This is a genomic window from Paraburkholderia unamae (assembly GCF_003268775.1).
GTDB lineage: Bacteria > Pseudomonadota > Gammaproteobacteria > Burkholderiales > Burkholderiaceae > Paraburkholderia > Paraburkholderia unamae.
This window is the reverse complement of record NZ_QLSU01000049.1, coordinates 27,703-48,803: the sequence shown is the minus strand read 5'-3', so window position 1 is coordinate 48,803 and position 21,101 is coordinate 27,703. Positions and strand designations below refer to the sequence as shown.

The 21,101-nt window shown below is 66.6% G+C and carries 20 protein-coding genes; 15 read left to right on the top strand and 5 right to left on the bottom strand.

Annotation, left to right across the window (positions count from 1 at the left end; all coding sequences use genetic code 11):
• Nucleotides 1-17 precede the first annotated feature (17 nt).
• Nucleotides 18-701 carry a Fe2+-dependent dioxygenase gene (locus tag C7401_RS42225; RefSeq protein ID WP_112177997.1) on the top strand — a complete coding sequence of 228 codons (684 nt, stop codon included), beginning with the start codon at nt 18-20 and terminating at the stop codon, nt 699-701.
• Nucleotides 698-1,408, top strand: a complete 711-nt coding sequence (locus C7401_RS42220; RefSeq protein WP_112177996.1) for a PepSY-associated TM helix domain-containing protein — start codon at nt 698-700, stop codon at nt 1,406-1,408. The genes C7401_RS42225 and C7401_RS42220 overlap by 4 nt, the downstream gene beginning before the upstream one ends.
• 64 nt (nt 1,409-1,472) lie before the next feature.
• Here C7401_RS42220 and cobF read toward each other — a convergent pair whose 3' ends face one another.
• The gene (gene cobF / locus C7401_RS42215; protein ID WP_112177995.1) at nt 1,473-2,246 is read right to left on the bottom strand and encodes a precorrin-6A synthase (deacetylating); all 774 of its coding nucleotides are present in this window, start codon (nt 2,244-2,246) and stop codon (nt 1,473-1,475) included.
• Nucleotides 2,247-2,407: 161 nt separating this feature from the next.
• Between cobF and C7401_RS42210 the strand changes: the two genes are divergently transcribed.
• Nucleotides 2,408-2,995 carry a LysE family translocator gene (locus C7401_RS42210; protein ID WP_112177994.1) on the top strand — a complete coding sequence of 196 codons (588 nt, stop codon included), beginning with the start codon at nt 2,408-2,410 and terminating at the stop codon, nt 2,993-2,995.
• A 16-nt stretch (nt 2,996-3,011) separates the two neighbouring features.
• On the opposite strand, the gene C7401_RS42205 is transcribed toward C7401_RS42210, so the two are convergent.
• Entirely contained in the window at nt 3,012-3,839 is an 828-nt protein-coding gene (locus C7401_RS42205; RefSeq protein ID WP_112177993.1) for a helix-turn-helix transcriptional regulator, read from the bottom strand.
• A 146-nt stretch (nt 3,840-3,985) separates the two neighbouring features.
• Between C7401_RS42205 and C7401_RS42200 the strand changes: the two genes are divergently transcribed.
• Nucleotides 3,986-4,519 (top strand): GNAT family N-acetyltransferase, encoded by a 534-nt coding sequence (locus C7401_RS42200; RefSeq protein WP_112177992.1) that lies wholly within the window; start codon nt 3,986-3,988, stop codon nt 4,517-4,519.
• A gap of 21 nt (nt 4,520-4,540) precedes the next feature.
• Here C7401_RS42200 and C7401_RS42195 read toward each other — a convergent pair whose 3' ends face one another.
• Nucleotides 4,541-6,091, bottom strand: coding sequence for a M81 family metallopeptidase (locus C7401_RS42195; protein WP_258397454.1), 1,551 nt, complete (start codon nt 6,089-6,091; stop codon nt 4,541-4,543).
• Between the two features lie 145 nt (nt 6,092-6,236).
• Nucleotides 6,237-7,586, bottom strand: coding sequence for an MFS transporter (locus C7401_RS42190; protein ID WP_112177991.1), 1,350 nt, complete (start codon nt 7,584-7,586; stop codon nt 6,237-6,239).
• A 157-nt stretch (nt 7,587-7,743) separates the two neighbouring features.
• Between C7401_RS42190 and C7401_RS42185 the strand changes: the two genes are divergently transcribed.
• From C7401_RS42185 to C7401_RS42160, 6 genes are all read left to right on the top strand, one after another.
• Entirely contained in the window at nt 7,744-8,661 is a 918-nt protein-coding gene (locus tag C7401_RS42185) for a LysR family transcriptional regulator (protein ID WP_112177990.1), read from the top strand.
• Between the two features lie 201 nt (nt 8,662-8,862).
• Nucleotides 8,863-11,238: a HAMP domain-containing protein gene (locus tag C7401_RS42180; protein WP_112177989.1), complete on the top strand. Its 2,376-nt coding sequence runs from the start codon at nt 8,863-8,865 to the stop codon at nt 11,236-11,238.
• A gap of 18 nt (nt 11,239-11,256) precedes the next feature.
• Complete coding sequence (locus C7401_RS42175) at nt 11,257-12,003, top strand: methyl-accepting chemotaxis protein (protein ID WP_112178005.1); 747 nt, start codon at nt 11,257-11,259, stop codon at nt 12,001-12,003.
• Entirely contained in the window at nt 12,000-12,533 is a 534-nt protein-coding gene (locus tag C7401_RS42170; protein WP_112177988.1) for a hypothetical protein, read from the top strand. Before C7401_RS42175 ends, C7401_RS42170 begins: the two co-directional genes overlap by 4 nt.
• A gap of 54 nt (nt 12,534-12,587) precedes the next feature.
• Nucleotides 12,588-13,574, top strand: a complete 987-nt coding sequence (locus tag C7401_RS42165; protein WP_112177987.1) for a chemotaxis protein CheX — start codon at nt 12,588-12,590, stop codon at nt 13,572-13,574.
• A gap of 40 nt (nt 13,575-13,614) precedes the next feature.
• Nucleotides 13,615-13,980 (top strand): response regulator, encoded by a 366-nt coding sequence (locus tag C7401_RS42160; protein ID WP_112177986.1) that lies wholly within the window; start codon nt 13,615-13,617, stop codon nt 13,978-13,980.
• Nucleotides 13,981-14,082: 102 nt separating this feature from the next.
• On the opposite strand, the gene C7401_RS42155 is transcribed toward C7401_RS42160, so the two are convergent.
• Complete coding sequence (locus C7401_RS42155) at nt 14,083-16,428, bottom strand: FdhF/YdeP family oxidoreductase (protein WP_112177985.1); 2,346 nt, start codon at nt 16,426-16,428, stop codon at nt 14,083-14,085.
• Between the two features lie 187 nt (nt 16,429-16,615).
• Here C7401_RS42155 and C7401_RS42150 point away from each other — a divergent pair, with 187 nt between their 5' ends.
• The 5 genes from C7401_RS42150 (at nt 16,616) to C7401_RS42130 (ending at nt 21,098) form a co-directional block, all read left to right on the top strand.
• Nucleotides 16,616-18,106 carry an aminotransferase-like domain-containing protein gene (locus C7401_RS42150; RefSeq protein WP_112178004.1) on the top strand — a complete coding sequence of 497 codons (1,491 nt, stop codon included), beginning with the start codon at nt 16,616-16,618 and terminating at the stop codon, nt 18,104-18,106.
• Nucleotides 18,107-18,117: 11 nt separating this feature from the next.
• A complete protein-coding gene (locus C7401_RS42145) occupies nt 18,118-18,432 on the top strand; it encodes a helix-turn-helix domain-containing protein (protein WP_112177984.1) in 315 nt (104 codons plus the stop codon).
• A gap of 40 nt (nt 18,433-18,472) precedes the next feature.
• On the top strand, nt 18,473-19,402 hold the full coding sequence (locus C7401_RS42140; protein WP_112177983.1) for a LysR family transcriptional regulator: 930 nt from the start codon (nt 18,473-18,475) through the stop codon (nt 19,400-19,402).
• Between the two features lie 89 nt (nt 19,403-19,491).
• On the top strand, nt 19,492-19,950 hold the full coding sequence (locus C7401_RS42135) for a MarR family winged helix-turn-helix transcriptional regulator (protein WP_112177982.1): 459 nt from the start codon (nt 19,492-19,494) through the stop codon (nt 19,948-19,950).
• 62 nt (nt 19,951-20,012) lie between these two features.
• On the top strand, nt 20,013-21,098 hold the full coding sequence (locus C7401_RS42130; RefSeq protein WP_112177981.1) for an HlyD family secretion protein: 1,086 nt from the start codon (nt 20,013-20,015) through the stop codon (nt 21,096-21,098).
• The last annotated feature ends 3 nt before the right edge of the window (nt 21,099-21,101 follow it).

Here is a 21,101-nt window from a genome sequence, read left to right as displayed (position 1 = left end):
GAACGAAGGAAACGACGATGCTGGTTCACGTCCCCAACGTACTGACACCCGAGCAAGTGCGCGCGCTGCGCGCGAAGCTCGACCATGCGGGCGATGCCTGGGTGGACGGCCGCGCCACGGCCGGCTGGTCCGGCGCGCCCGTGAAGCGCAACCAGCAGATCGCCGAACACACGCCGCTTGCGCGCGAGCTGGGCGACATGGTGCTCGCGGCCATCGAGCGCAATCCGCTCTTTATCAGCGCGGCCCTACCCAACCAGGTGTATCCGCCGCTTTTCAACCGCTATGAAGGCGGCATGACGTTCGGCAGCCATGTGGATGGCGCGGTGCGCGTGCTGCCCAACGGCGTGAAACTGCGTACCGATGTGTCGTGCACGCTCTTTCTCTCGTCGCCCGATGAATACGACGGCGGCGAACTCGTGGTCGAAGACACCTATGGCGTGCAGGAGGTGAAGCTGCCGGCGGGCGACATGATCGTCTATCCGGCCACGAGCCTGCACCAGGTCACGCCGGTCACGCGCGGTGCGCGCGTGGCGAGCTTTTTCTGGGTGCAAAGCCTCGTGCGCGACGACACGAAACGCGCGCTGCTCTTCGACATGGACACCGCCATCCAGCGCCTGAACGCGAGCGACGCCGACGCTCAGGCACGGCGCAGCCTCGTGGGCTGCTATCACAATCTTCTGCGACTCTGGAGTGAAACATGAGCTTTCCCGATACCGCCGCGATCGACGCGCCGGCTGCGCCGCGCGCGCATCTCGACGCCGCGCAGCGCGAGGAACGCGCGAAGCGTTCGCGCCGCGCGACGTTCATCAAGTGGCTGCGCAAGGTGCATGGCTGGGTGGGGCTGTGGGGGGCCGCGCTCGGCCTGCTGTTCGGCGCCACGGGTTTCGTGCTCAACCATCGCGCCGAGCCGCTGCGCATCTCGCCGGGCGCGCCGCAGGTGTCGAACATGCAGCTCGCGCTGCCCGACCCCGCGCCCGAAACGCCGCACGACATGGTCAAGTGGTTGCGCTCGCAACCGGATCTCAAGCTGCCCGCGCGCGTGGGCCGTGTGCAGAAGGAACCCGGGCACAAGGTGGCGTGGGGCGACCGCGAAGTCGTGCAGCCCGAGCACTGGCAGATGATGTTCACCGCGCCGGGCGAGAATGTGATGGTCGAGTACTGGGTGGGCAACGACAAGCTCTCGCTCAAGCGCACCGACAATTCGGTGGTCACGACCATCGCGAACCTGCACAAGGGCGTGGGCATGAGCGTTGGCTGGGTGCTGTTCATCGACAGCTTCGCGGGCGCGCTCATCCTGCTTTCGCTCACGGGCGTGCTGCTGTGGACGGAGCTGAACAAGCGCAGGACGGTGGGCGCCGTGCTGTTGTTCGGCTCGATCATCGTGGCCGTGTGCGTGGGGCTTGCCTGAGAGGCTCAACTGAGCCGCAAATCGAGCAGCGAACCGAGCGCGCCCGCCGCGCTTCAGTCCGCGTTCATTCTTCGATGCCGCGCTTGCGCAGCAAATAGGTGTCCATGATCCAGCCGTTCGCGTCGCGCGCCTGCGCCCGCACGCGGACGATTTCGTCCTTCACGTCTTCCAGGCGCCCCGACATGAGGATCTCGTCGGGCGTGCCCACATAAGCGCCCCAGTAGATATCGAGCGCTTCGCCCTCCAGTTGCGCGTACGCGTTCTGCGCGTCGAGCATGACCACGGCGCTTTCCACGTCCTGCGGAAAACCGCCTTCGGCGAGCCGCCTTCCCGTCGTGATGCTCACCGGCTTGCCGATGAAATTGAGCGGTACGCGGTGCTTCGCCGCGAGCGCCTGCACGCTGCTGATGCCGGGGATCACCTCGAAGTCGAACGCGAGCCGCCCTTCGGCGAGAATCGCATCGAGAATGCGGATCGTGCTGTCGTAGAGCGACGGGTCGCCCCAGACGAGAAACGCGCCGCATTGGCCGTCTTGCAGTTCATCGTCGATCAGGCGCTCGAATACGCGCTGCTTGTCGCGGTTGAGCTCGTCCACGGCGGCCTTGTAATCGAGGCCTTCGTCGCGGCGGCGCTCGGGGCTCGTCGCTTCCACGATGCGGTAATCGGGGTCCTTGATGAAGCGCGCGCAGATCTCCTTGCGCAGCGCAACGAGCTTGTCCTTGGCGGGGCCCTTGTCCATCACGAAGAACACGTTGGCGGCGTTGAGCGCTTCGATGGCTTGCACGGTCAGATAGTTCGGGTCGCCCGCGCCGATGCCGATGATGAGGATCTTTTTCACGTTGCAGTTCCGGAAAGGGTGTCGTCGGTGCGGCGCAATGATAGCGCGAGTTCGCAGGCGGCCCGTGTCCGTCCGCATGGGCAATTTTCTTCAATACGTTCGCGCGGCGCGCGTCTACCCTCGGCACTCATTGATCGCCAATGGGCGTAACGAGGAAAACCGTGAGCACTGCCTTGTCGATGGCCGCCTTTGCGCTGGCCACATCCATCACCCCCGGACCCGTCAACGTCGTCGCGCTGGGCGCGGGCGCGCGTTATGGATTGCGCGCGAGCCTGCGGCATGTGACTGGTGCAACCGTCGGCTTCGCACTGCTGTTGCTGCTGATCGGCCTCGGCATGCACGAACTGCTCGCGCGCTGGCCGTTTCTCACGCGCGCGATCGAATGGGCGGGCGTGGTCTTCCTGCTGTACGTCGCGTACCGGCTTGCCACGGACGACGGGCGCATCGACTCGGGAGCGGCCGCGCGCGGTCCCTCGCTCATGGTGGGCGCGGCGATGCAATGGCTCAATCCCAAGGCGTGGCTCGCGTCGGTGGCGGGCATGGGCGTGTATGCGGCTTCGGGCGAGAAGGCGCTCGTCTGGCAGTTCGCCGCGATCTACTTCGTGGTGTGCTACGCCTCGATTGCGTGCTGGGCGTGGGCGGGCGCGTCGCTGCGCCAGGCCTTGCGCGAACCGGCGCGCGTGCGCTTCGTGAATCGCACGATGGCGCTGCTGCTGGCGGGCAGCGCGATATGGCTGGTGCCTGCGTGAAGTCCCGGCGTGCGCCTTATCCGCGATACTGCCCAGGCGTGGCGGCGACGAACTGGCGGAACGCGCGCTGCAAATGCGCCTGATCGGCGAAACCGGCTTCGGCCGCGACGTCGGCGATGGCGTGACCGCGCCGCAGTTGCGCGCGGCTGAACTCGATGCGCCGGTTCACGACATACGCGTGCGGCGTCATGCCGTACTGCTCGCGAAAAGCGCGTATCAGGTAGGAGGGCGAAAGATCGGCGGCTGCGCAGATCTCTTCGAGCCGGAGCGCGCGCGTGTAGTTGCCGTCGATGAACTCGGCGGCGCGCGCAAGGCGCGGGTTCGGCTCGCGCGCGTCGACGGGCGCGGGGTTGAGCGACTGCTGAAGCTTCGTGAAATACGCCACGGCCGCGTTTTCCTTGCGCAAGGCCGTTGCTTCAGGATCGACCAGCACGGCGTAGAGCGCATTGAGGCCGTCGAACAGTTCGGGCTGCCAGGTCAAGGTCTGCGCGAACGGGCGAAAGCCCTCGTCGGCGGCGAAGCCGAGGTCGTGCTGGCGCTTCGCGAGCCAGGCCGTGTCGAGATAGAACATGCGGTAGGCCCACGGCTCGTCCGCTGCCGGGTTGCAGGCGTGCACGACTTCCGGGTTGATGACCACCACCGCGCCCGCGCTCACTTGCTCGAGCGTTTCGCCGTTCAGGTAGGTGCTGCGCCCGCCCGTGACCGCGCCGATCGAAAACGTGCTGTGTGCGTGGCGGCCGTAACGGACCTTGCGGCCGTCGGCGATCGCGCGCACTTCGATGAACGGCAGGGCCGGGTCGCGCCAGAAGCTGGGCTGGGCGTCGGACGGTGTGGCTTGCGGCATGATGGACCCCGGAAACGAGGCCGCGCGAACGGCACGCGGCGCGAGGCGTCCATCTTAGCGCGAGGCGAGAAAACGAGGGGACGTGCCAGGCTTGCGTGGCGAACGCTAGTCATCTCCTCCTGTTGTTCCGTTGCCAGGCACTGCACATGAACGAAACGAAGCCCGTCATCCGCGCATTGAACGAACAAGACGCCGAAGCTTTCCACGCCATGCGTTTGCAGGCGACGCAAAACTATCCCGCCGGCATCGTCACGACCTACGACGAAGAGGCCCAGCGTACGCCGGAGGCCAGCCGTGCGCGCGTGCGTCCTGGCGCCGACGGAGCCGTGTTTGGCGCGTTCGACGGCGAAACACTCGTCGGCATTACCGGCCTGTATCGCGATCCACGCCGCAAGGTCGCGCACAAGGGGCTCATCTGGGGCGTGTTCGTCGACCCCGCGTATCGGCGCGGGGGCGTTGGTCGGCAATTGCTCGAAAGCGCGATCGACCATGCGCGCGGCATGAGGCTCCTGCAAGTCCAGCTCGTGGTGAGCGTGTTGAATCCGCGTGCGCAGGCGCTCTATCGCTCATTCGGCTTCGTGCGCTACGGGGTGGAACCGCGCGGCCTGTGCGTCGACGGCGAGTACGCCGACGACGAACTCATGGTGCTTTTCCTCGACGATCCCGCCGTGCCGGATTGAGCCGCGCGCCGTGCGACCGGTTCAGGGCGCGACGAATGCCGGCCCGTGCGGCCGCAACCGGATGCCCGGCTTCAGGCGCCGCCACGGCAAGTCGGCGGGGTCGGCGATCATGGGGCCGGGGGCCTTCGCCACCAGCACCGCGTGCGCAATCGGCTCGAAGTCGGCGCGGAAATGCACGGAACTCTTGTTGACGAGAATTTTCATGCGCTCGGGCTCGATGCCGGCCACGCGGTAGAGATTGCGGTCGAGCATCTGCGCTTTCGTCGAACTCACGGCCACGCGCACGCCGCCAATTTGCAGGCACGCCACCGGGCCCAGTTCCACCTGCATGCCGTGCATCATCGGGCCGTCGTAACGGCAACTTCCTTCCGAAAGCGCGATCACCTCGAAGCGGCCCGCGAACGGCTCGTCGCCCGGCGTGCCGCTTGCCCCGCCCAGCGTGAGGTCGAGCGTCGCGCCCACGCCTGCCGCGTGCGCGCGCGCCGCCGCCTCGGGGGCGAAGAACAGGCCAAGCGCCGCGTCCTGAGCGTTCGCTTCCACGAGGGCGCGCAGCATGCCGGCCGTGTTCGAGTCCGCGCCCGCGCCGGGGTTGTCCTGGGTGTCCGCGATCACCACGGGGCCCTGCGCCTGCGGGTCGGCGGCGAGGCGCAGCGCTTCGGCCACGGCGGCGCCGGGTGCGAGGAACGGCACCTGCCAGCGCGCCTCGTCTTGCAGCATGCGCTCGTAGAGCTGCGTGACGGCCGCTTCCACCGCGCCGGCCTCGTCGCCGTAGCCCCAGATCACGGGACCGCACTCGGGAAAGTCCGCGGCGGGAAAGCCCGGCGCGAACGAGAGCGAGCGCACCGCGCTGCGCTCCAGTTCGCCCAAGAGGGCGTACATCGAGCGCGAGGGTTCGAGCAGCGTGCACATGCCGTTGATCGGAATGAGGAAGGGCAGGCGGCGCACCGCGCGCGCAAGCGGCTTGCCGCGTGCGAACAGCGCCTGCAACAGCGTGGCCGCGCGCTCGCCCGTGGCGGCCATATCGACGTGCGGATAGGTGCGGTAGGCGACCAGCGCGTCGGCATTCGCGAGCATCTGCTCCGTCACGTTCGCGTGCAGGTCGAGCGAGGCGACGATCGGCACGGTCTGTCCCACGGCGCGGCGCACGCGGGCGAGCAGTTCGCCTTCGCCGTCGTCGAAGGCTTCGCTCACCATGGCGCCGTGCAGGTCGAGGTAGACCGCGTCGAAGCCGCCGCGCTGCACGGCCGCGACGATCTCGCCGGCAATGCGCTCATAGGCGTCGGCGCTCACATGCGCGGAAGGGCTTGCGCCCGCCCAGACCACGGGCACGAGGCGCCAGTTCGCGGCCTCGGCGGCACGGATGAAGCCGCCTATCGGCAGGTTCACGTCGCGCAGTTCGAGCACCGCGTCGCCGCGCGGCAAGGCCGGGTGGCCTTCGCCGCGCTCGAAATTCGCGTAGGTCGCCTTCGAGGGCGCGAAGGTGTTGGTCTCGTGCTGGAAGCCCGCGATCAGGACGGTGCGCGGCGCCTGGGTGGCTTCGGTGGCTGGGGTTGTTGCAGTGCTGGCGGACAAGTGTCGTCTCCGTTGATGGCGCACGTGCGCGTGCGTTGTTCACGCGCCCAGGGCGCCCGGGCTCCGGGCGTGTTCAAGAGAAGGGTGAGTGCGCGGGCGGCATGCGCGCCGCCCGCGCGGGGTTCAAGCGTGGTTCAGGCGCGATTCAAGAGTGATTGGCCGCGGCGAACGCTTCGCCGCCCGCGCCTTGCGGCGAAGCCTGGCGGCGCGGCACGCGGATCGCCATCAAGAGGCCCGCGCCGATCACGAGCAACGCGACCATCACATAGAGTCCCGCGTGCAGCGAGCCGGTCGTGGAGGTCGCCCAGCCGATGATCGTCGGGCTCAGGAAGCCGCCCAGCAGGCCGATGGTGTTGATGAGCGCGATGCCGCCCGCGGCCACGTCGCCTTTCAGGTACTCGGACGGGATTGCCCAGAACACCGTGTAGGCGGCCCACATCATGAGCGTGGCGATCGTCATGAAGAGCAGCGAGGTCGCGAGGTGGCCGCCCGCCATCGTCGCGATGGCGAGGCTCACGCCGCCCGCCAGCGCGGGCAGTGCGCTATGCCAGCGGCGCTCGCTGCGGCGGTCGGAACTGCGGCCCACGATCACCATGCCGATCACGGCGGCCATATAGGGGATCGTCGAATAGAGGCCGATGCGCATCGTGTCGGTCACGCCGTCGGCCTTGAGGATGCTCGGCAGCCAGAAGTTGACCGCGTAGATGCCGCAGATCACGCAGAAGTAGGCGGCGGCCATCAGGTAGATGCGCGGGTCGGCGGCCACGCTGCCGAACGACTGGTGCCCCGCGTGGGCCGGCGTATGCACCTGCGTTTGCAGCAGCTTGCGTTCGTCGGGCGAGAGCCAGCGGGCGGTGTCCGGGCGGTCGGCCAGCACGAACCACGCGAGCACGCCGAGCACGACGCACGGCAGCCCTTCGATGAGGAACATCCACTGCCAGCCCGCGAGACCGAGCGTGCCGTGGAACGCCGTCATGGCCCAGCCGGAGAGCGGTCCGCCCACCACGCCGGACAGCGGACCCGCCGTCATCACGATGGCGATCGCGCGCGCCATGCGCGCCTCGCCATACCAGTAGGTCAAATAGAAGATCATGCCCGGCGCGAAACCCGCCTCGAACACGCCCAGCAGGAAGCGCAGGCCGTAGAACATGGGCACGTTGCGCACGAACATCATCGCGGCCGAGGTGAGGCCCCACAGCACGAGAATGCGGGCGATCGTGCGGCGCGCGCCGATCTTCGGCAGCAACAGGTTGCTCGGTATTTCGAAGAGCACATAGCCGAGAAAAAAGATCCCGGCGCCAAGGCCGTAGACGGCGTCGGAAAGCCCGAGATCGCTCTGCATCTGGAGCTTCGCGAAGCCGATGTTGAGGCGGTCGAGACAGGCAAACAGGTAACAGATCAGCAGAAACGGCAGGATGCGCCAGTTCAGGCGGCCATACAGGGACGCGAGGGCGGCTTCGCCGGGGGCGGCCGCTTTCGTGGGGACGGTGGACACGAACGGACTCCTTGGTGTTGGGCTGTGGGCTGCCTTGCTCTTGTGCTTGCGACGGCCGGACCATCGTCGGCAGTCAATAAAACGCAAGCAAGAGCAACTGAAGTTCCGTAAAGTTGCCTTTCAGGCAACACTCAAAACAAAGGGTAGGAACAACGCCATGCGCGATATCAACCAGCGCCGCTTGCGCTACTTTCACGAAGTGCTCACGCAGGGCTCGATTCGCGGCGCCGCGGACAACCTGAACACGGCCGCCTCCGTCATCACGCGGCAGATCCGCTTGCTGGAGGAGGAGATCGGCGCGACGCTGTTCGAGCGCCGCGCGCGCGGCGTCGTGCCGACCGACGCGGCCCAGCATCTCGTGGAGTACTGGCGCGGCTGCCAGGCGCAGCAGGAGCAGTTCGAGCGCCATCTCCAGGCTTTGCAGGGCTTGCAGCAGGGGCAGGTGCGCATCGCGACGAGCGAAGGTTACGTGGACGGCCTGATGGACGAAGTGCTCACGGCGTTTTGCGAGCGTTATCCGCGCCTCGACGTGGGCGTGGACGTGCTGCCCGTGAACGACGTGGTGGGCGACGTGGTGGAAGGGCGCGCGCATATCGGGCTCGCGTACAACCCGCCCGCGCATCCGCATATCGAATATTGCGCAAGCTCGCCGCAACCCGTCGTCGTGCTCGCGCATCCCGCGCATGCGCTCGCGCAGCGCGGCGCGCCCGTTCATGTGGAGGACCTCGCGCGCTATCCGCTCGCGGTCATGCCGCCGAGCTACGGGCTCGGGCAGATCGTGCAGATGCTCGCGTATGCCGACAACGTGCATCTGAACGCTTCGCTCACGACCAACTCGCTCACGGTGCTCAAGCACTTCGCGAAGAAGGGCGAAGGCATCACGCTGATGGGGCCCTTCGCGGCCATGCACGAAATCGCGGCGGGGGAACTCGTCGCGTTGCCGGTCGCGCATCCTCTTTTTCAGTCGGCGAAGGCGCGCATGCTCGTGCGCGCGGGGCGGCCGTTGTCCGCGGCCGCGCAGGCGTTGCTGCAATCGATGCTCACGGGCCTCAGCGCGTTTCACGAGCGCGTGTGAATTGCGCACTGATTCCGCGCGAATTACGCATGAATCGCACAACAATGTGCGCTAACGAACAGCGCATGCGACTGAATCATGTCCCTTCATCATTTCGTCATACCTGAGCGTCGATAATCCATCGCGAATAAATTGGCCGACGTTTCCCGAGTCTCGCAGCCATAGCGAGGCCGGCGCATCGAAGGCTCGGGGGATTTCGACATGACCATTCGTCACCGCATCACGCTACTCATCGTCCTGATGTTCGTTGCGTTGTCCGCCATTGGCGGCTACGCGGCTTATCAGGCCCGCCGCAGCGCCACCGACGTCCGCCAGGTCACACAAGGCGTCGTGCCAAGCGCACTCGCATCGTCCGACCTCGTTTCGCTCGTGAAGGACGTGCAGCTCGCCACCATGACGCTCGTCTACGCACCCGACGCCACCGTTGCGTCGCTCGCGCAAAACGAGCTCAAGGAAAAGGAAGCCGCGCTGCGCGCCGCGCTCGACGTGCAGCGCAAGGCCGCCGCAAGCCACGCCCAGGAAGGCCTCGTCGCGCAGGCGCAGGAAAGCCTCGCGAACTACTTCTCCGCGATCGACGACACCGCGAAGATGAAGGAGAGCGGCAAGAACGAGCTTGCCCAGGCCTATCTTTTCGCGAACGTCGCGCAGTACCGCGACGAACTCGAAGGCATCGTCACGACGATGCGCGTGGAGAAGAACCGCCAGAAGGATGAGGCGATCCGCACACTCAACGGCACGCTCGACACCACCACGAGCGCGATTGCCGGCGTGACGGGCGGCGCGGTGCTGCTGCTCACGCTGATCGGCGCGCTGCTCTACCGCCAGATCACGCGTCCGCTCTCGCGCATGCAGGCCATGATGAGCGAGATCGCGTCGAGCCAGGACTTCACGCGCCGCGTGCCCGTGGGCCGCATGGACGAGATCGGCCATTCGATCGTCGCCTTCAACGGCATGATCGAGAAGATCCAGCACAGCTCCGCTCAGCTCAAGCGCAAGACCGCCGACATTCAGGCCATGTTGCAGAACATGCAGCAGGGCATTCTCACGGTGGTCGAAGGCGCGACGATCCACAACGAATACTCGGCCTACCTCGAAGCGATCTTCGAAACGAACGCGATCGCAGGCGCGCCGCTCATGGACCTCGTGTTCTCGCACACGAACCTCGACGCCGACACGCTCGCGCAGATCGACGCCGCCGTGCATGCATGCCTTGGCGAAGACGACGTGAACTTCGCGTTCAACCAGCATCTGCTCGTGAACGAAATCACGCGCACGCTGCCGGACGGCCGCGCGAAGGTGCTCGATTTGAGCTGGTCGGCGATCACCGACGAAAACGACGTGGTCGTGCGCCTCATGCTGTGCGTGCGCGACGTGACGGAGCTGCGCGAACTGGCCGCCGAAGCGGGCGAGCAGAAGCGCCGCCTGGAGATGATCGGCGAGATTCTCGCGGTGAGCGAAGAGAAGTTCCAGCATTTCGTGGATAGCTCGACGGGCTTCATCCACGAGAACGAGCACATCATTCGCCAGCACGATTGCGCGGACATGGGCGCGATTGCCGCGCTGTTCCGCAACATGCACACGATCAAGGGCAATGCGCGCACGTACAGCCTTCAGCATCTCACGGGCGTGGTGCACGAAGTCGAGCAGCGCTACGACGCGCTGCGCCGCGAAGACACCGATCACGCGTGGGACCAGCAGGCGCTGATCGCCGATCTGGAGCGCGTGAAGTCGGCGCTCGAGAACTATTCGAGCATCAACGAAGTGAGCCTCGGGCGCGGCCCGCGCGTTGCGCAGAACGGCGACGCGAACATGAGCATCGGGCGCGAAGCGATCGAAAAGACCTTGCGCATCATCGACGCAACCGACGAAAGCGATCTGCCCGCGCTGCGCGCGATGCGCGCCGAGCTGCGCAGCACGCTGCGTGCGATTGGCACCGAGCGCGTGGCCGATGCGCTCGCGGGCGTGACGGGCTCGCTGCCATCGCTGGCCGACGAGCTTGGCAAGGTCGCGCCGGTCGTGCAGGTCGAGGACAACGGCTATCGCCTGCGCAGTGAAGCGGCCGGCACCGTGAAGAACGTGTTCATGCACTTGCTGCGCAACTCGCTCGATCACGGCATCGAAATGCCGCCGCAACGCCGCGCGCTGGGCAAGGACGAGGCCGGGCACATCGACATCGACGTGAACGTGCACAACGGCGCGATGCAATTGACGCTCGCCGACGACGGCCGGGGCCTCGCGCTCGCGCGCATTCGCGGCATCGCGGTGGAGCGCGGCTGGATCGACGCGTATGAAGCCGTGAGCGACGAAACGATCGCCTCGTTCATCTTCCGTCCAGGCTTCTCGACCGCGGCGAACGTGACCGAAGTGTCGGGCCGCGGCGTGGGCATGGACGCGGTGCGCGACTTCCTCGAACGCGAGGGCGGCGCCATCGAGCTGCGTTTCACCGACGATCGCCGTGGCGCCGATTACCGGCATTTCCAGACCATCGTGCGTTTGCCGTTGCAGTGGGCGGTGCAGACGGCCGATGCCGCGCAAGCAAACCAGGCAGCAAGGCAAGAAGACGCGCTGGCGAGCTAGCGCATGGCGGGGGTTGCAGTGGTCTTACCGTATTTGATCGAAGGCGCGGCGCTGCTGGCGCTGGCGGCCGGCGCGGCCGCGACGTGGCAAGCGCGCGCGCGCAAAGCGTCGCGCGCAGCGGCGCACGCGCAGGAGGCGGCGCACGCCGCCGCGCTTGCGCAAGCCGAGGCGCGTCACGTCGCGCAGCAGGAAGAGGACGCACGCGAGCGCGAGACGCTCGCCGCGCAGATCGACTCGCTGCGCGCGGAGCTTGGGCAGCGCAAGTCCGTGGCGGACGCGCTCGAAGCGGCGCTTGCGAGCGAGCGCGCCCATCGCGACGACGCCATGCAGCACACGGCGCGCATTGCGAGCGAGGCCGCGCGCCTGAAGCTGATGTCGTCGACGTTCGAGCGCTGGCACGAGCAGATGATCTCGCTCATGGCTCAGAACCACGACATGCACAACAAGAATCAGGAGCTGTCGGCGATCGTGAGCCACGTGCTGATCGTTTCGCTCAACGCCTCGATCGAGGCGGCGCGCGCGGGCCCGGCGGGGCGCGGCTTTTCGATCGTGGCGGGCGAGGTTCGCGCGCTCGCCACGCGCTCGCAGGAGCTGTCGAAGAGCTACCGCGACAGCCTGAACCGCAATGACCTCATTACCGCTGCGACGTTCCAGGACATCCAGGCGGGCGGCAAGATGATCGCCGCGTCGCTTGCGAGCGTCGAGGCTTCGTCGAGCCAGTTGCACGCCCAGCTTGAAGCGACGCGCGCCGGGGCGCATGCATGATCGGGCCGCATGGGAAGGACAGTATCGAGCGCATTTTTCTCGCGGCGGCGCGCTCGCGGCTCGTGACCGATCCGCAGCATGGCTGCGAGATCGTGCCGCGCGTGGGCGAAGCGCCCCAGGGCACACACCTGGTCGTACTGACGATTTCGTCGATGCAGTTTCGCCTTTTGATGCTCCTGCATTTCGAGGACGACGAGCGCACGCAGCGCTACTACGTGGGCGACGCCGCGCGCTCGCTCACCGAGTGCTTCATGGAGTTCGGCAACCTGTGCTGCGGGGCGATGAACCAGCAACTGGTCGAGCATTTCCCCGACCTCGGCATGTCGACGCCCTATGCGCTCAGCAGCGAATGCCTGCCGTATCTGCGCGAACTGAAGCCGGATTACACGCAGTCGTATGCGCTCACGATCGATCACGAAGTGCGGCTCGGCGCGACGTTGTGCGTCTGCACGCAAACGTCGCTCGATTTCGTGGTGAGCGCGGCCGCCGTCGAAGCGCATGACAGTGCGGGCGAACTTGAATTGTTTTGAGCGCGCACCGCGCGCGGCAATGAACTGAAGCAGGCGAAAGCAGAGAAGGGAAACATGAACGCGAACAAGCCAGTCAGCAAGTTGCTGCTGCTGGAAAGCGACACCGCGCGCGCCGAGGCGATCGCGCAAATCGGGGCGGCGCACAACTGCACCTGCGTGAGCGTGCGGCGCGAGGCGCTCGCGGCGGCGCTCAAGACGCACTACGACCTGGGCGGCGTGTTGCTGGGCGAGGACTTCGGCGGCTCGCGCGAAGCCGCAGCGGCGGTGGCGGTGGCGCTCGATGCCGAGCGGCCCGAATTGCCGGTCGTGTTGCGACGCGCCTCGCAGGAGAGCGACGACGATCTGCCCGAACCGCTGCGCCGCTTGCCGTGCGCGAACTGGTTCGAAAGCGACGCGCAAACGCTGGTCGCGGCGCTGCAAGCGAACGTGTTTTCGCACGACTACCCGGACCCGCTCGTGGACGGCATCACCGACATGACGCTCGGGCGCCTGCGCGGCCTCTTTCCCGATCTCGAAGTGAACTGGGACACGCCGGGCATCGTGCGCGACCGCATCATCTTCGGTGAAGTGCTCACGCTTATTCCGATCGAGACCGCGTGGTGCCGGGGCTGGCTGCTCATGCAGACCGAGGAGATGCCGCTCATCGAACTGCTGCCGCCGCGCGCGGGCCGCGACGAGGCGAGCGACTTCCGCGACGTGAACGGCGTGCTCGCCGAACTCACGAATCTCGTGTGGGGGGCGTTCCGCAACCGCTATCTGGGCGACGCGCGCGCCGCGGGCGAAGCGGGCTGGGGGCGCGCGCAGGTGCAGGTGCCGCTGCTCATCAATCATCGGCGGCGTTACTTGTCGTTTGGCTCCGACAACCCGCAGTTGTGCATCAAGTATCGCCTCACGTGCCCGAAAACGGGCCGTGAGGTGGTGATCGATCAGCGCTTCGTGTTCAGCCTCGGCTGGTCGCGCGAAGGATTCGACGAGACCGCCGCGCAGGCCGCGGCCGCCGCCGTTGAAGAGCAGGCCAGCGGCGAGCTCGAACTATTTTGATCAAGTACGCGCCGCAAGAGGCGCGAAGGAGAAGGACGACATGGCAAAGATTCTGGTGGTGGACGATTCGAGCACGGTGCGCGACGAAGTGGCGGGCTTTCTGCGCAAGAACGGGCTGGATGTGGACACGGCGGTGGACGGCAAGGACGGCCTCGCTAAGCTGCGCTCGAACCCGGGCGTAAAGCTCGTGGTGAGCGACGTGAACATGCCGAACATGGACGGCCTCACGATGGTCGAGAAGATCCGCGGCGAACTGGCGAATACGGCCGTCAACGTCGTGATGCTCACCACGGAAAGCAGCCCGGCCATGAAGGAGCGCGGCAAGGCGGCGGGCGTGCGCGGCTGGATCGTGAAGCCGTTCAAGGGCGAAGCGGTGCTGGAAACGTTCCGCAAGCTCGCGAGCTAAGCGGCGCGCAGCGCATGCAAAAAAGCCCCGGCGCAAGTGCCGGGGCTTTCGTGTGGCCGAACCGCGTGCCCGAACCGGGGGCCCGAACCGGGGGCTCGAACTTCAGGCCGCGATGGCCTGAGCGTTTGCCTGAGGGTCTTCCTGAGCGTTGACCTTCGACGGGCTCAACAGCACGGGAATCGACTTCGAGGTCGGCGTGCCCGCGCCGTCGGCGACGGAGGAGAGCGGCACGAGCGGATTCGTCTCGGGATAGTACGCGCCGAGGCAACCGCGCGGAATGTCGTACTCCACGAGCATGAAGTCCTCGACGTGGCGCTCCACGCCGTCGTCCCACACGCTCGTGATGTCCACGTGCTGGCCCGGCTCGAAGCCGAGCATCGTCATGTCCTCGCGGTTCGCGAACAGCACGCGTCGCAGGCCGTACACGCCGCGATAGCGGTCGTCGAGACCGTAGATCGTGGTGTTGTACTGATCGTGCGAGCGCGTGGTCATGAGCGTCATGAGGCGCGCACCGTGCTCGGCGCGCGCGCGGTGAATGGGCGTGTCGAGCGCGATGCCGTGCACCACGAACTGCGCCTTGCCGCTGGGCGTTTTCCACACGCGGTCACGCGAGGCCACGCCCAGGTGGAAGCCGCCGGGGTGCTTCAGACGCTCGTTGTAGTTCTCGAAGCCGTCGAACACCTTTTCGATGCCGTCGCGGATCTTCGCATAATCGGCGGCGAGGTCGAGCCAGTCCACCTTGCCGCTGCCGAGCGTGGCGTGCGCCATGTGCGCGACGATCGCGATTTCCGAAAGCAGGTTCGTGGAAGCCGGACGGTTCATGCCGTACGAGATGTGCACCATGCTCATCGAGTCTTCGACGCTCACGCCTTGCGGCACGCCGTTTTGCAGGTCGATTTCGGTGCGCCCGAGCGTGGGCAGGATCAGCGCGTCGTGGCCGTGCACCAGGTGGCTGCGGTTGAGCTTCGTGGTCACGTGCACCGTGAGCGCGCACGCGCGCATGGCTTCCCACGTGCGCGGCGTGTCGGGCGTGGCGATCGAGAAGTTGCCGCCCAGTCCGATGAACACCTTCACCTGACCTTCGAGCATGGCGTGGATGGTTTCCACCACGTCGTAGCCGTGTTCGCGCGGCGGCTCGAAATCGTAGGCCTTGCCGAGACGGTCGAGGAACGCCTGGGTTGGCTTTTCCTCGATGCCCACCGTGCGGTCGCCCTGCACGTTCGAATGGCCACGCACGGGGCATAGACCCGCGCCGCGGCGGCCGATGTTCCCGCGCATCATCATGAGATTCGAGAGCAACTGGATCGTCGCCACCGAATTCTTGTGCTGCGTGAGGCCCATGCCCCACGTCGAGATCACGGCTTTGCCGTTCACGTAGATGTCGGCGAGCTTGAGCACTTCTTCGACCGGCACGCCCGCTTCGGCCACGATGGTGTCCCACGATTCGGCGCGCAGATCGGCGGCGAAGGCGTCGAAGCCCACGGTATGTTCCGCGATGAAATCGACGTCGAGAATGCGCTTGGCGCCTTGCGCGAGCGCCTGATCGTCGAGTTCGATCACGCGTTTGGCTACGCCCTTGATGAGCGCGAAGTCGCCGCCCACGCGCGGGCGGATAAACACGGAGCTGATCTGCACGCCCTTGGGCGAAAGCATGTCGAGCGTGTGCTGCGGGCTCGCGAAGCGCTCCAGCCCGCGTTCCTTCAACGGATTGATCGACACGATGGTCGCGCCGCGCTTCGCGCATTCGCGCAATTCGCCGAGCATGCGTGGATGGTTCGTCGCCGGGTTCTGGCCGAAGATGAGGAGGGTGTCGGCGTGCTCGAAGTCGTCGAGCGTGACCGTGCCCTTGCCGATGCCAACCGTCCCCGGCAGGCCGCGGCTCGTGGCCTCGTGGCACATGTTCGAGCAGTCGGGGAAGTTGTTCGTGCCGTACATGCGCACGAAAAGCTGGTAGAGGAACGCGGCCTCGTTGCTCGCGCGGCCCGAGGTGTAGAACGCGGCGCGGTTGGGGTTGTCGAGCGCCTTGAGGTGCTTGCCGATCAGCTTGAACGCATCGCTCCATTCGATCGGCACGTAGCGGTCCTGCAACGCGTCGTACACGAGCGGATCGGTCAGGCGGCCATGTTGCTCCAGCTCGTAGTCCGTTTGCGCCATCAGCTCGCTCACGGTGTGCTCCTGGAAGAACCGGGGCGTCACGCGCTTGCTGGTCGCCTCCGCCGCTACGGCCTTCACGCCGTTCTCGCAGAATTCGAAGGTCGAGGCGTGCTCGCGGTCGGGCCACGCGCAGCCGGGGCAGTCGAAGCCGTCGGGCTGGTTCTGCTTGAGCAGCGTGCGGTAATTGCCGCCCGTCACCTTCTCCTTGATCAGGTTGATGGCGACCTGCTTGAGCGCGCCCCAGCCTGCGGCGGGGTGGTGGTACGGCTCGATGCGACCTTGCGGCTTCTTCATGATGCGGTTGGCTTTCGTTTTCCAGGGCGGTCTGCCCGATGACCCAAGGCTACTGTGTTCCTGTGCTCCCGGAGATCACAGAAAAACCGAAAAGCAAGGGATACAGTTGCGGCGTTTTGTCATAGACTGGGCGGGAACGACTGCGCCCGCATGGCGTCAGTGCCTTATCCCCTTTGCCCTTTTGAACGTGACCCGCTACGAGCAACTCGCCGACGATATCGAAGCCGCTGTGCGGCGGGGCGTGTTTGGCCCCGGCGAGCGCATTCTTTCGGTGCGGCGCGCGAGCCAGCAATACGGCGTGAGCATCAAGACGGTGCTGCATGCGTACGCGCTGCTGGAGAGCCGCAGCGTGATCGAGTCGCGGCCGCAGTCGGGTTATTTCGTGCGCTCGCGTGTGGGCGCGTCCCACGCGGGCGGCGTGAACGCGGCGAGCACAGCGACCAACGGGCAACGGCCGCCGGCCGCGCCCGCGGCCTCCCTGGCGAGGCTGCGCCGCCCGAGCGCGCCGAGGCAACCGGTGCCCGCCAACGTGGACGTGAGCCGCCTCGTGCTGTCCACCTTGCGCAGCATCGGCGCGCAGGACGCGGTGCCGCTCGGCTCGCCGTACCCCGACCCGGCGCTGTTCCCCTGGCGGCGCATCAACCAGTACGCCAATGCCATCGCGCGCCGCCATGCAAGCTGGAATCTGATCGACGACCTGCCGCCCGGCAATCCCGAACTGATCCGGCAGATCGCGCGGCGCTACGCGGAAAACGGCGTGAGCGTCGATCCCGAGGAAATCGTCATCACAGTGGGCGCGACGGAAGCGATCAATCTGAGCCTGCAAGCGGTGGCGAAGCCGGGCGACACGGTGGCCGTGGAGTCGCCCACCTACTACGCGATGCTGCACGCCATCGAGCGTCTGGGCATGCGCGCAATCGAAGTGAGCACGCACGCGGACACCGGCATCGACCTCGACGCGCTGGAGCGCGTGCTCGCGCGCCAGAAGGTGGCCGCGTGCATGGTGATGCCGAACTTCCAGAATCCGCTGGGCTTTCGCATGCCCGACGCGCACAAGGCGCGGCTCGTGGCGCTGGCCGAGGCGCACGACCTGCCCGTGATCGAAAACGATGTCTACCAGGAGCTGTATTTCGGGCAAACGCGGCCTTCCACGCTCAAGCAGTTCGACACGCGCGGGCTCGTGCTGCATTGCGCCTCGTTTTCCAAGAGTCTTTCGGCCTCGTACCGCATCGGCTGGGCGCTGCCTGGGCGCTACCGCGCCCAGGTCGAGAAGCTCAAGTTCCTCAACACGCTCACCACGCCTTCGGTGCCCCAGGTCGCGCTGGCGGATTACCTGCGCCACGACGGCTACGACCGGCACCTGCGCCGCGTGCGGCGTTTCTACCGTCAACAGGCGCGGCTCATGCGGGCCATGGTCGAGCGTTTCTTTCCGGCGGGCACGCGCACTTCGGAGCCGCAGGGCGGCTACGTGCTGTGGGTGGAACTGCCGCCGCGCGTGGATTCGATGCGGCTCTACCAGGCGGCGCTCGCACAAGGCATCACCATCGGGCCAGGCTATATGTTCTCGATGCGCAACGAGTATCACCACTACATCCGGCTGAATTACAGCTACCCATGGACCGCGCAGACCGAGGCCGCGCTGAAGACGCTCGGCGAAATGGTCGCGAAAATGGCGTGAGGAGACAGACGATGAACGCAGATGAAGAGCGCGACGATAACGACGACGAGGCCGGCATCGATCCGGCGCTGGTCGCCGTGCTCGAACAGTTGTGGCGCGCGGAGTGCGAGAAGCAGGGGCAGCCTGAGCGTCAGTGGCGCGCGTGGTCGCTAGCGAAGCTCTCGAAGCAGGCCGGCGTGCCGATGAGCGCATTGCGCAGGCATTTGACCGCGCTCGTGGACGGCGGTCTGGTCGTGACGACGCAAGCGGAGGACGGCACGGGAACGGCGAGCTTGTCCGACGAGGGGCGGGGGTTTTGCGAGGAGGTGTTCGGCAAGGGCGACTGAAAGGCTTTAAGCTACGCGAACGCCACACCCCCACACGCTCATGGACTATATCGACAGTCTGCGGATCTTCCGCTCCGTCGTCGAGGCGCGCAGCTTCACGCGTGCCGCGGATATGCACAGCCTCACCACGCCCGTCGTCTCGCGCGCGATCGCGCGGCTCGAAAAGCGCCTTGGCAACCGGCTCTTTCATCGCAGCACGCGTGCGGTGTCGCTCACCGAGACGGCCGAGCGCTTCTACGAAGGCTGCTGCCGCGTGCTCGACGACCTCGACGCACTGGAGGCCGACGCGACCGACCAGACACGCGAGGCCAACGGCGTGCTGCGCCTCGTCGCGCACACCACGGCCACGGTCAACCGCCTCGTGCCGCTCATCGCCAGCTTCAAGCGCGCACACCCCAAGGTCACGCTCGACGTGATCCTCACCGAGCGCCCCGTCGATCTGATCGCGGACGGCTACGACCTCGGCCTCGTGCTGCCGTTCATGCTCAACAACGAGTCGACCGTCACGCGCCTGCTCGAACGCATCCCGCTCGCGCTCGTCACGACGCCCGCGTATCTCGCCGAGCGTGGCACGCCGAAGCATCCCGCCGACCTCGTGGAGCATGTGTTTGTGCCGATGCCGCCGTCCATGCGCAAGCCCTCCATTGCGTTTCGCGCGGACGACGAGGAAATCGTCATCCCCATGCAGCACGAGGTCGCCTCGAACAACCCCGAGTTCAACCGCGAGATGGTGCTGCAAGGTTTCGGCATCGGCATTTTGCCCACCGCGCTCGTGAGCGAGGAACTGGCGGCGGGCAAACTTGTGACCGTGCTCGACGACTTTCCGCTCGTCGACATGCAGATCGAGATCCGCCTCGCCTACACAACGCGCACGTTGCTGCCGGCCAAGGTGCGCGCGTTCATCGACCACGCCACCGCGTTCTTCGACGATGTGAGGCATGATGCGCCCGCCAAATCGAAGGCTGAATGAAAGGATGGGGCGATTGTTGTCGGCGCGGCCATAATGTGATGTCGCGCGTGAAGCTTGTTCGGGGCCGGAATGCCCGCTAGTCTGTGCATATGCACATCGAAGCCCCAAACCCACGCACGGAGCACGGCGCCGACCAGTCTCCCGAGCACGACGACTGTTTCGCCGTGCGCCAGGCCGCGCGGCATTTGTCGCAGCTTTACGAGCGGCACCTGAGCGCGGCGGGGCTCACGCCCACGCAGTTCAGCATTCTCGGCGCGCTCGGCCGTGCGTCGAGTCTCACGATGGCGGAGCTGGCGCGCTCGATGGTGATGGAGCGCACCACGCTCGTACGGGCGTTGCGGCCGCTCCTGCGCGGCGCGCTGGTGGCCGACGCGCCAGATGGAGGCGAACGCCGCCGCCGTCTCGCGCTCACGCTTGCGGGCCGCGCGCGGCTTCAGGCGGCGCACACGCATTGGCGCGCCGCGCAGGACGAATTCGAGCGCCGCTTTGGCGCGCAGCGCGCGGCATGGCTGCGGCGCGAGCTGTTTCGCATCACACGGGCTGTCTAGTTTTTGCTGGTCGCGTCACGCCTTTTTTTATCTTTAACAGTGCATATACACAGGTAAACGTCATGTCGAGTCCTTCCACTCCCGTTGCGGTCGAGCCGGTGCAGGCGAGAGAGAGCGCGCGCATCTCGCGCATGCGTCTCGCGCTAGGCGCGGTCGCGCTCGTGCTGGCGGCCGCCGCCGGCTACTGGTTCGTCGTGCTGCGCTTCGTCGAGACCACCGACGACGCCTACGTGGGCGGCAACGTCACGGTCATGGCGCCGCGCGTGAGCGGTTTCGTCTCGGAGATCCTCGTGCAGGACAACCAGCGCGTGCATGCGGGCCAGGTGCTGCTGCGGCTCGACTCGCGTGATTACGACGCGAAACTCGCGCAGGCCAATGCCGAACTGGCGAGCGCGCGCGCCTCGGTGGACGAGTTGCAGGCGAAGCGCTCGTTGCAGGAAGCCGTGATCAACCAGCATCAGGCGGAAGTGCGCGCCTCGAATGCGGAACTTACGCGCAGCGGCCAGGACCAGACGCGCTACCGCGAACTGGTGAAGGACGACGCGGTGTCGAGCCAACTGGTGGAGCGTGCGGACTCCGATTACGCGAAGGCCCAGGCGTCGGTCGCACAAAGCGGCGCGGCGGTGCTGGCGGCGCAACGCCAGCTCGACGTGCTGGCCGCGCAGATCAACGACGCGCAGGCCCGTGTCGCGACGGCGCAAGCCAACCAGCGCCTCGCACAACTGAACGTCGAATACACCACGTTGAGCGCGCCGGTGGACGGCTACATCGGCAATCGCACGGCCCGCGTGGGCACGCTCGCGAACGTGGGCGCGCCGCTGCTGACCGTGGTGCCCGCATCGGGTCTGTGGGTGGACGCAAACTTCAAGGAAGACCAGTTGAAGAAGATGCATGCGGGCGACCACGCCGACGTCACGCTCGACGCGGCCAGCGGCACGCTGCACGGCGTGGTGGAGAGTCTCGCGCCAGCCACGGGGGCGACGTTCAGTGTGCTGCCGCCCGAGAACGCCACGGGCAACTTCACGAAGATCGTGCAGCGCGTGCCGGTGCGCATTCGTCTCGATGCATCGGCGTCGCCGGGCATGGAGGGCGCGTTGCGGCCGGGCCTTTCCGCGACCGTGAAAGTGCATCTCGCTCAAGCGCATTGAAGA